We start from the raw sequence: 11,505 nt of genomic DNA, 5'->3' as shown, positions 1-11,505 counted from the left end.
GCCGCTCAGCGCCAGGCTGTAGCCGATGCTGCCCGCCCCGTCGGCCCCGAAGGCCGGGTTGAACTGGGCCTGCACGTCGGCCGCGCTCAGGCTGGCACTGGCCACCCCGTCACCGCCCACCCCGCCCAGGCTGACCAGGCTCTCGTCGACGGATACCGTGCCCAGCCCTTCAGTATTGGAGGTCAGGGTGACACTGGGAACATCATCCAGAATGACGACATCCAGACTGCCATTGGCCGTGTCACCATCCGGATCGACCAGCACAACATTGAAACTCTCTACCAGTGATGCATCGTTAGCTGGTTGAGTGTGTGTCTCGCTGTCGTTCAGCGTATAGCTGTAACTCACGCTCCCCGTTCCAGTTGCAGGGTTGTAATTGATGCCAGTAACAGTCAATTGATTGCCCAACGGGCTGGCGATGGTTTGCGGGAACGAAGTGATGGTTTGTCCATTGGTGATCAGTGCAACACCACCCAGGGTCAGGCTCTGGACACCATCGGCCGCACTGAAGGTAAAAATACCGCTCTGAGTCAAGGCTGCTGCATTGGGATTACTGCCATCTGCCAAAGAGGCTTCATTGAGCGTCAGCTCTCCTCCTTCCACCTGCAAACCAGCCAGTTCGACCGGTTCATCAACCGGCGTGATAGTGATGGTCAAAGTGGATTGGACGGTATCTACACCATCGGTGACGGTGTAGCTGACGGCGGGAACGGGACCATCATAATTGGGAGCCGGCGTGAACTGATAGCTACCATCCGCATTGATCAGCAGAGTACCGATCCCTGCCAGGCTGACAGGTGTACCCAAGGTGGCATTGGCAACCCCACCCCAGCTAAATCCAGACACGGAAGCCGCCTGCGGACCATCATTGTCGATGGTGTTGGCAAGCAGATTGCCCGATACGGCTACATCTTCCGTCACCACCACACTCTCTCCCTCATCGGCGAGGTCATTGATGGGGGTGATCGTCAACTCCAAGGTGGATTGCACCGTGTCGGTGCCATCAGTCACGGTATATATCACTGGTGGAACGGCGCCATCGTAGTTGGGGGCCGGTGTGAATGTGAAGCTGCCATCCGTATTGACGATGAGTGTGCCTACCCCATCGATGGTCACGCTGGTACCGGCAGCTATATTGGCATTGTCCCCCCAGGTGAAGATCAGTACTGACGCAGCCTGCGGCCCATCGGTATTCACCGTGTTATCCAGCAGATTACCACTCAGAGATCCGTCTTCAGCAACGGTCAGTTGCTCTCCCTGATCCGTCAGCTCATTGACCAGCAAGGGCTCCGCTATCTGCTGGGTATCCACCACCGGCTCAGCTTGGTAGGTAGTGTCAAACCCGGCGGCGGCGATAGTGGCATCGCCAATCCTGTCGATGGTTACAAAACCACCGTTACCGCTGGCTCCAGCAACCCCACCGATCCCACCACCACCACCTGCAGCCGGAGCACCACCCGCAGCTGACGCTTCAAAGTTTTGCGTCGGGTCAACCCCTTGCAGAATCGACTTTTGCAAGGCGGCTATATCAGGAGAGGCCGCATTTCCGGCATCCGGAGCCGGTGGCTGGCCGGTAGCAGGCGCATCATGGGCAGGAGCATCCGGTGTGGCAGCCGCCGGTGAATCATCGTAGGGCGCCAATAACAATTTGGCATCATCTGCAATGTTGAGCTTTGCCCCGGGTTGCAGGATCTCTCCTTTTTGCAGAGGGCGGCTGCTTCCATCAGCCAGCACGATTTGCACATTGCCTTCAACTGCAGAAACCACAACGGTTTTGTCGATGATTTGGGTACGCATGTCCATTGCTCCAACGTGACGGATCTCGATGTCTACACCATAGATGTCCGTGCTTCTTGCATCCGTTGCAAAAATGTATGGGATTCGTGTCAAAACTGGGGAGGGGAAATGTACGAAATCGAATGTTCTTTTTTATATCGTCAAATCAATCAGTTGCGCGATACCAAATGAAGCCATCTAGTCTAATGAAACTGAGAATAAGCATGCTTATTAATTTTTCGAATAAAAAAGGGGCCCTTGTGGGCCCCTGAAATACTTGGTCATGCTCACGGCAACGGAAATGCCGGGTGTACAAAGCCCTGGTAACCATCGATATGAAGCTTTGAGAGCAACTCAACCTGGTGTTGATCTTCCACTCTGGTCGCAATGGTTGTAACGCCGGCATTGTGGGCGGCACGACATACCGCAGCCAGGAAGGAAGTATCAGCCCCAGGCTCCATGACCTGGCTGGTATAACCGTGGTCAACCTTGACATAGGAAGGTGCAAGCTCCTCCAGATACCCCAGTGACTGGAAGTGGCGTCCATAGTGATCCACCCCCCACTGAAAGTCATGCTCTTGCAGAACATTAACCAGAGCGGTCACATGCTCCTTGTGCTTCATGATGGCGGCTTCAGGGATCTCGAACAGCAAGCGCTCTTTCAATCCGGCATTGTCGCTCAGATAACCGGTCAGCCAAGTACGGAATTCATCTGAGCACAGCGAGCCAGCCGTAATATTGACCGCCAGGACCAGATCAGGTTGCTGCTGCAGTAATGGAACTGACGCATCCAGTATTGCCTGGTCAAACTCACCACCCAGCTTGAACTGCTCGATGGCAGGCAGGAACTGGCCTGCGAAATAATCGGTACCATCGCGAGAGATGGAGGCAAACAGTTCTGCATGCATACGCAGACCATTATCAAACCGGCAGGCTGGCTGCGCCTTGAAACGCCACAAATGCCGTGCAATCGCATCCTGAACCAGATCACGCCAGGCCAGGCGTCCCATCAACCCCTGATCTGTGCCCCCTTCCATGACCACGGCACCACGACGTTCATTGCGGGCCCGGCCCAGCGCATTGTCAGCCTTGGTCAGCAGTGCCGACAAATCATCATTGCCATCTCGGCCAGCAATACCAATGACGGACAAGGCGCCCCCCTCACCCATGGGATTTACCACCAGATCGGCGATGCGACTGTTGATCACTTCAGCCAAATCCTTCAATTGGGAAAGGTCATCTGTCGGGCACAACAGGGCATATTCCGTTGCCGAGATCCGCGCCACAGCAGAGCCATCCCACCCTTTCAATTGTTCTTTCAAAGCCTGGGCTATCGATTTGACCATGTTGTCACGCGCAGCAAATCCCTCTTCGCGGTACAGCTCGTCCAGCATGTCGACGGCAACCAGCATGACCCCCCCTTGACCAGCCTCTGCAATCCAGGCGTTGACCTGACCCACGAAATAAGCCCGGTTGCCCAAGCCGGAGACGGCGTCGACGTAGACCCGCTCCCGCAGTTTTTCAGCCTCGTCGGCCTGCTCTTTGAATTGCACGGCCAACTTGCTGGAGAGGGTGTTGATGGCCTGAACCACCTGTTTCAATTCATGGGTCTTGGGTTCGGGAATGGCATGACCAAAGTGATGCAGCTCTATCTCGACGGCCTGCTCACAAATCTGCTTGAGCGGCTTGAGCAGGTAGTTGAGTGCCCGCATGAGCAAGATGGTGGTGATCAGAAAACCTATCAGGAACCAGCTGGCAAGCTCACTCATTCCGCGCCACAACTCGTAATAGGCCTGGCCGGGATGACCAACGACCTTCAATTTACCCAGTTGCAGCCAGCCCGACGTCAGGATCGACTCATTGGATACCTCGGGAAACAACCCAAGATTGATGAACCATTGGGGAACACCTTGAATGTTATTGGTATTTTCCTGCTCGATGATATCTTTGGAAGCCAGCAAGTCCAGACGGACCAGACGATAATATCCCCCGTCAAATATCGCCTGAATGACGGACTCCGCCCCCACCTTGTCACCATTTTCCAAATAAGGGGTCAGTGCCAGCCCCAGAGACGTGGCTGTATTGATGACGGTGGTTTCCTGCTGTTGGGCCAGATAGGTACGAGTCGAGTTGAATTGCACCCAATAGGTAGCTGCAAACAACAACCCGAACAGGATCAACATGGTTGCCAATAATTGTCTGTAGAGCGTCATAGGTTAATCATCCAAATTCAACACAGGCTGAGCCAATCGCCCCGACGTCATGCGATTGCGTAAATCATTCCATAATCCCAGGCGTGAGGACTGTCCAGCCAGTTCCCCTTGACCACGCGCCTTCATCAACCACAAGTGACTACCGTTAAAGCTGTATATCGGCACCAGATCCCTACGTTGACTGGCAGGCCGGATCGACCCTATCAAATTATCCAAAATGACGGGCACCGCAGACGGTGTTTCATAGTAAGCGACGACCATATGAAACTGGTTGTAATCCAATGCCTTGACATAGACCATCCGCATCTTCTCATCCGGAACACCCAGCTCCAGCAGGGTAAAGTATTTTGAAATACTGAAGTCTTCACAATCGCCACCAGCCGCTCCCAAAAACTCCAGCGGGGTTGCCCAGTAGTCTTTTTTTCGCCACAACTTGATGTCGTCGATAAACCGCATCTGGTTGAAAAACTGGTTAACCTTCTCCAGTTTCTGACGGTCGGTCAGGCCGGCAGCCCGATTTTGCATTACCAGCGTGCGCCAGGTGGTGACCCGTTTGCCGGCTCTGACGCCGTAGGTCTCCTGAGCCCGTTGTACCAGTTTGAGATCTTCAGGGGTAAGAGGCTGGCTGGCGGAGAGCAGTAGCGGCAGAGATATCAGCAGCAGCCAAAGTGACCAGCGTAACCAGCGAGCGCGCAGCAACTGGGTCAAACCGGAGGTTGACGCCATGCCGATACTGCTTGCTCTATCCCATCCGGTCACATGCATCTTCGACAGATCCAATGGTACTCACTGCATTGGCCAGAGATGGCCGTCAGAGACAAGGGATGGCGGCAGCCCGGCTGCAACCATCCCTTTCACTCGCATCAAACCTGATGCGCACTCCATTACTGTTTGGCTTGCCAATCGGCCGGCTGCTTCACATTGAATGCGTTGAGCAGGCTGCCAGTGGCATTGAGGATCCGATAATCCGCCAGCAGGGAGTCATACTCGGCTGTAATGTAGCTGCGGCGTGCTTCAAACAGTTCGTTTTCGGTGTTCAATACGTCCAACAAGGTACGTTGGCCGAGACCAAACTGCTTCTTGTACGCCTGCACAGTGTCATAGCTTGCATCCACGTGTTCTTTCAGGAAGGTCTTCTGTTTAGCCAAAGACTCTTTTGCGTTCCAGGCCAGGCGGGTTCCTTCCTCTACCTGACGGAAGGCATTCATGTGAATATCCTTGGCCTGGGAATAGAGTGCGGAAGTGGCCTTGCTCTGGGCCAGATCGGAACCACCGCGGAACAAGTTGTAGCGCATCCGTACCATGGCGGTCAGGTCATCGTTACGCCCCTTGACGGCATCGATATCCTCATTCCAGTTTTGATCCACTTCAAAGGTGACGTTGGGATAAAAACCGGATTTGGAACCCTCATGCTGGTACTTGGCGGCTTCGATATCCTGCAGGGAGGAGAGCAGCGTCGGGTGAACTTCGGTTGCCGTCTTCAGTGCAGCATCCAGGCTGCTAGGAATGAGCTGAGCATCCGGAACCGGCTGTACCAAATCTTTTGGCATCTCGTTGACCACCCGGATGAACTCACTTTCGGCATCGCGATAGTTGTTCTCGGCGGCAGCCTGGTTGGCGTAGGCTCTGGCTACCCGGCCATCGATCTGGGTCTGGTCAGCGGTCGAACCCAGCCCCGAATCGGTACGTTTGCTGATGTCGCTGCGGATCTGCTCGTGGGTTTCCAGGTTCTGCTTGGACAGCTCCAGGATCTCCTGCTGGCGCAACATGTTGAGGTAGACCTCGGCCACCCGCAGTGCCGTGTTCTCCGCCTCGGAGATCATGGCCAGGCGCTGGGCATTGGCTTCGGCATCGGTACGAGCCACGTTGCTGCTGACGTTGAAGCCGTCGAACAACATCTGGCGCAGACTGATGCCGGCCTCTTTACGGGTCATGGAGTCATCGATGGTGGTCGAGTTTGCGCCGGCCGCACGGGTGGTCGGGCTGTCAGTCTTCTCGTAGCCGACACCGCCACGCAGATCGATGGTGGGGTAGTAACCACCTTTGGCCCCGTCATGCTGATACAGTCGCGCCTGATAGAGATCAAAAGCTTCCTTGATTTTGGGATGGGTAGCCAATGACTGTGCCACTGACTCCTCCAGTGTTTGTGCCTGGCTTAGGCCCGGGAACAGCACGGCGCCACTTACTAACATGGCAACAATCGTCTTCTTCATGGTATCTCCAGTCATGTTGTTTTTAGATTGTTGGCTTATCGTTCTCTCAGTGCCGACTGCTTTGCCCGTAATATCGGCTTAAGCAAATAGTCTAGGACACTTTTTTTACCAGTAATAATATCTGTACTGGCTAACATACCGGGGATGATGGGAAGTGCGTTAAGCTCATCGCCCAAGTAACTCTTCTCGGTGCGTACCCGAACCAGGTAGAAGGAATTGCCATCTTCATCCTGAATTGAGTCGGCACTTATCTGCTCAACCTTGCCATGCAATCCACCATAAATGGTGAAGTCATAGGCAGTGATCTTGACCACGGCTTCCAGCCCCGGTCGCAGGAATGCGATATCTTTCGGCGACACCTTGGCTTCGACCAGCAGGGTGTCTTCCAGCGGTACTATCTCCATCAGATCCATGCCGGGCTGGACGACGCCACCCAGGGTATTGATCTTGAGTTTCTTGATAGTGCCTTTGAGCGGAGCGATGACGCTGGTGCGATCCACCCGGTCACGCAATCCCACCTGCCCCTCGGACAACTGGCTCAGTTTGCCCTGCCGCTCGTTGAGTTCGGTTTGCGAATCGGCCCGAAACTTCAACGCAATATCGTTGCGCTTGGAAATGGTTTCCCGCAACACGGAGTCAAGCTTGGGGATCAGCAGCCGGTTGCTCTCAAGCTCCCCCTGCATCTCGTTGACCTGGCGTTCCAGCTTGATCAACTCAACCTGGGGCACGATCCCCTCTTTGGCCAGGGGACGGCTGATATTGAGCTCCTGGCGCGCCAGATCCACACTGCGTGCCACCGTCCTTATCTTGGCATTGAGCTCTATGGTCTCCTGCTCTTTCTGCTCGATCTGCTGACCCAGAATATAGAGCTGGTTGCTCAGGTTGTTGAGGCGCTCATTCTGTACCGATTTTTCCCGTGTCGCATATTCGGCAAACACGTTCTCATAACCGTCCGGAAAAACGATGGGCTGCTTTTCGACCACCACCTGTTCACGCCAACCCAGATTGGGGCCGGTCTTGACCACCACGCTCTGGATCTCCGCCCGCAATCTGGCGATGTCCCCCTTGAGGGTCACCAGCTCCTGCTCGCGCTCCCGAAAGTCGGAACGGAAACGGGTATCATCGATGCGCAGCAGTGGCTGCCCTTTCTCGACGATGTCCCCTTCCTTCACGAAGATCTCCTTGACGATCCCCCCCTCCAGGTTCTGGATCACCTGCAGCTGACGTGACGGGATCACCTTGCCCTGGCCGACGGTCACCTCATCAAGCTCGGCCCAGGCCGCCCAGATGATGGCACTCATGAAAAACAGGAAGCAGGCCCACAGCAGGGCACGTGCCCGCGTCGGGGTACTCAGCAGGACGGCGGCCGCCCCGTCATCCACAAACTCAAGGTGTTCCGGGGCCGGCAACACAGTATCGGAAGGCGCCTTCTTGAACAGGCCAAACTTAGCCATTGGAGGCCTCCTGTACGCGTACCTTGCCCTCTTTCAGCTGTTGCAACACCATTTCCTTCGGGCCATCGGCCACCACCTGGCCCTGCTCGATCACGATGACCCGTGAGGCTACGTCGAGCATGGTGGTTTTGTGGGTGATGACGATCAGGGTCGTTTCCGGCCCAAGCCTGGCCAGCTCATGCTTGACCTGCATCTCCGACTGGTTATCCATGTTGGAGGTCGGTTCGTCCATCACCAGTATGGGGGGATCATTGAGCAAGGCCCGGGCCAGCAAGATGGCCTGACGCTGGCCACCGGAGAGCTGACGCCCCCCTTCCCCTATCTGTCTATCCAGCCCATTGGGATCCCGGTTGGTGAAGTTGGTCACCCCGGCCCGCTTGGCAGCCCGCATGACTCGCACATCATCCACCAGCGGATTGCCCAGCATGATGTTGTCGCGCACCGAGCCAAAAAACAGGGTCACATCCTGCGGCACACAGCCGATGTTGCGTCGGATCACCGAGGCCGGCAGCTGATCGAGTTCAAAACCATCGAGCCGTACCGAGCCGTCGGTAGGCCGATAGAGGCCCATCAAAATCTTCTCGAGCGTCGTCTTGCCCGCCCCGATCCGGCCAATGATGGCCACCTTCTCACCCGGCTCGATGCGCAGGTTGATATTGTGCAGGGTGCTGGTTTCCATCCCGGGATACTTGAACGATACCTTGTCAAACTCGATCCGACCGGAGATCACGGGATGGTGGATGTACTGCTTGCCCTCCTCCTGCTCGCCCGGCGTGATCATGATCTTCTCCAGGATCTCCAATGCAGACTTTGCCTGGTTGTAGCGGGTCGAGAGAACCGACAGCTGTACCATGGGCGCGATGGCGCGGCTCGACAGCATGACGGCGGCAATCATGCCCCCCATGGTGACCAGTCCTTCCGAGATCTGGTAAACCCCGACAATCACCAGTGCCACCGTCACCACCTGCTGGATGTAGCTGGCCAGCGATGACATGGAGTTGGTAATGCGACGGGTCTGTACGCCCCAGGTCGAAATGTGGGACACAGCCTGCTCCCAGCGGTGCTGAAACATGCTCTCGGCACCAAAGATTTTCACGGTTTCGAGGCCCGAGATGCTCTCGATCAGGTTGGCGTTCTTCTGGGAAGCCAGCCGTGAGCCCTCTTCAATGGACTGCTTGAGCGGCGCCTGGATATAGAAGCTGTAAATGATGAGGATCACCATGGCCACGATGGGCACCACCACCATGACGCCGGCAAAGATCCAGATGATGAACAGGAAGAAGATGGCAAAGGGCAGATCGATGAGGGTAGATACCGTCGCGGAAGTGAAAAACTCCCGCACCGATTCAAACTCCTGCAGATGCTTGGCAAAGGCGCCGGTCGACGCAGGACGCGATTCCATCCGCATGCCCATCACCTTGGCAAAGATCTTGGCAGACAGCAGCACATCGGACTTTTTGCCGGCGATATCGATAAAGTAGCTGCGTAGCTGGCGCATCACGAAGTCAAAAGTGAATACCACCATGGCGCCGACCGCCAGCACCCAGAGCGAATCAAACGCCAGGTTGGGCACTATCTTGTCGTAGACGTTCATGGTGAACAGAGGGCTTGCGACGGCAAACAGGTTGATGAGGATGGAGGCGACCAGCACATCCCGATAGATGCCGCGGGATTCGAGCAGGGTGCTCCAGAACCAGTGACCATCGCGGGTCTCCAGCACCTTGGGTGAACGCTCATCGAACTTGAACTGCTTTTTGACAAAAAACAGCCGCCCCAGATACTCATCACCCAGTTGAGATGCACTCAGCCACTGGGCCGCATCCCCCGCCTGAGGAAAGATCACCTTGCCCTGGGTTCTGTCTTCGTTCCACTCCAGCAGGATGCAGGCGCCGCCGTTGCGCATCTGCAGCACGCAGGGCAGCAACAGGGGGGAGATCTCGTCGAGAGACTGGATGACTTCCCGGGCGGACAAGCCACCCCGCTCGGCGGCACGGCCGAACAGATTGGGTGTCAGCAGACCGGACACCAGTGGCAGGCCGGTGGTGAGAGCGTCCTTGCTGTTGGGTACCCCATAAAAGCGGGTCAGAAAGACCAGGCACTCCAACAACTCGTCAATACGGTTAGTTTCTGCTTGCATAGCATCCTGTCACTGCATGATTGGGCCGGCTGTCTCGCCATACCGATATTCAAGCCTCACGGGCATCGTTGGCGTAGACATGCCCGTGACATAAAGAACAGCGCTCCCCAAAAAAGGAGCTACAGCCTGATACACACTAAAAGCACAGGTACATGACACTGGATGTCATCGACAGACCTGAACGGCATTATGCCCAAAGCGGGGACGGCAGGTCAGGCTGTTGATCGCGACACAGGGTGGCGCCATGCCCGATATATCCCGTCCAAATTGGAAATAATACAAGCTTATTGATAATGATATCTTTTTCAAGCCAAGTACTATATCAAGACAATTTTACCGAAACTATACCGCAAAGACTGAATTTCATCTAATAACCCACTGTTTTTTTAATGAAATCTGACGACCTAATCAATATTGCTCACAAGGGAAAACGGGCGCCCCAACGCCTGCCCCTGAGGACCGGTGCGGGCCAGCGCACTAGCAATATCGGCCATCGCTGTCCAGCGGTTCTCGCACCAGGCAGGAGCCAGCAGGGTTGGCCGGCGCGCTGAAGCCGAGATGCGGTGATAGACCACTTCGGGGGGGGTGTGCTGGATCATGGCGACTGCCGCCTCGACATACTGCTCCAGACTCAAGACATCGAGCCTCCCCGCCTGCCAGGCCTTGCCGAGGGTGCTGCCCTCCACCACATGCAGCGGGTGAAGCTTGATCCCCTCCACGCCGGTATCCACGATACGGTGCAGGGTATCCAGGCTGTCCATGGGCACTTCACCTGGCAAGCCGACGATAAGGTGCGCACACACCTTGATGCCCCGCTGATGGGCCCGGGTCACCGCATCCACATAGGCGGCGTAGCCGTGGCCCCGGTTGATGCGCTGCAGCGTCTTGTCGTTGGCACTCTGCAGCCCCAGTTCCAGCCACACCTCGTAACCCCGGGCCTGATAACCAGCCAGCAGGTCCAGCACCGCATCCGGCACGCAATCTGGGCGCGTCCCCACACACAAGCCCACCATGTCGCTCACCGACAACGCCTCTTCATACATGCGCTGCAGGTACTCCACTTCGGCATAGGTGCTGGTATAGGCCTGAAAATAGGCGAGATAGCGCTTGGCGCGGGTCACTTCGTCCCGACGAGCCAGCAGTTGCTGCACCACGGAGAGCTGCTGGGCCGATTCGTCGGCAAAGGAGGAGACATTGCAGAAGGTGCAGCCACCACGCCCCAGAGTGCCATCACGATTGGGGCAGGTGAAGGCGCCGTGAATGGAGAGCTTGTGGATCTTCTGGCCATGGCGCTGCTTGAGATCCTGGCCGAATGTATTGACGAGTTCGTGTAACTGCATGACACCTCCAGTAAAGGAGCGTCATTGTACGAGCTTGCCCGTACGGGGCGCTGCGCTGGATCAAGGGATACGAGAGTCAGAAAACATATAAATATTCACCAATAACAGGATAAATATCAGTTAACCGGACATTCTCGACGCTTTCGAGACCCATCCCCCTTCTGACCAGCCTTCAGCATGGCTGCATAATTGTTAGCTAACATTCTGTTGAATAATGAAAATTTTTCTTTAGACGGGGATTTGGCAAATGCAAGTCATTCACATCAGTAATGTGATCTCAACCAGCCACTCCGGCAGTGAATTGGTAAATTTACTACAAACACCCACACCCACCGAGTCAACCAACAAAACCCGACACATCAGGATTTAATC

7 protein-coding genes are annotated in these 11,505 nt (G+C 55.7%); all 7 read right to left on the bottom strand.

Annotated features, from left to right (window positions below):
* A partial coding sequence (locus ACB031_RS08850; protein ID WP_371139399.1) for a retention module-containing protein occupies positions 1–1,797 on the bottom strand: 1,797 nt, incomplete at its 3' end.
* A 266-nt stretch (positions 1,798–2,063) separates the two neighbouring features.
* Positions 2,064–3,989 (bottom strand): LapD/MoxY N-terminal periplasmic domain-containing protein, encoded by a 1,926-nt coding sequence (locus ACB031_RS08845; protein WP_371139398.1) that lies wholly within the window; start codon positions 3,987–3,989, stop codon positions 2,064–2,066.
* A 3-nt stretch (positions 3,990–3,992) separates the two neighbouring features.
* A complete protein-coding gene (locus tag ACB031_RS08840; RefSeq protein WP_017766671.1) occupies positions 3,993–4,715 on the bottom strand; it encodes a transglutaminase-like cysteine peptidase in 723 nt (240 codons plus the stop codon).
* A gap of 158 nt (positions 4,716–4,873) precedes the next feature.
* Positions 4,874–6,202, bottom strand: a complete 1,329-nt coding sequence (locus ACB031_RS08835; protein ID WP_005302546.1) for a TolC family outer membrane protein — start codon at positions 6,200–6,202, stop codon at positions 4,874–4,876.
* A gap of 35 nt (positions 6,203–6,237) precedes the next feature.
* Positions 6,238–7,656, bottom strand: coding sequence for an HlyD family type I secretion periplasmic adaptor subunit (locus ACB031_RS08830; protein WP_005302548.1), 1,419 nt, complete (start codon positions 7,654–7,656; stop codon positions 6,238–6,240).
* Positions 7,649–9,793, bottom strand: a complete 2,145-nt coding sequence (locus ACB031_RS08825; RefSeq protein WP_010633572.1) for a type I secretion system permease/ATPase — start codon at positions 9,791–9,793, stop codon at positions 7,649–7,651. Before ACB031_RS08825 ends, ACB031_RS08830 begins: the two co-directional genes overlap by 8 nt.
* Before the next feature lie 404 nt (positions 9,794–10,197).
* Complete coding sequence (locus ACB031_RS08820) at positions 10,198–11,133, bottom strand: TIGR01212 family radical SAM protein (RefSeq protein ID WP_017785932.1); 936 nt, start codon at positions 11,131–11,133, stop codon at positions 10,198–10,200.
* Positions 11,134–11,505 lie beyond the last annotated feature (372 nt).

The organism is Aeromonas sp. S8(2024), from assembly GCF_041403085.1.
GTDB lineage: Bacteria > Pseudomonadota > Gammaproteobacteria > Enterobacterales > Aeromonadaceae > Aeromonas > Aeromonas dhakensis.
Note: the sequence above shows the minus strand (reverse complement) of the source record. Positions and strands in the feature narration are given on the sequence as shown.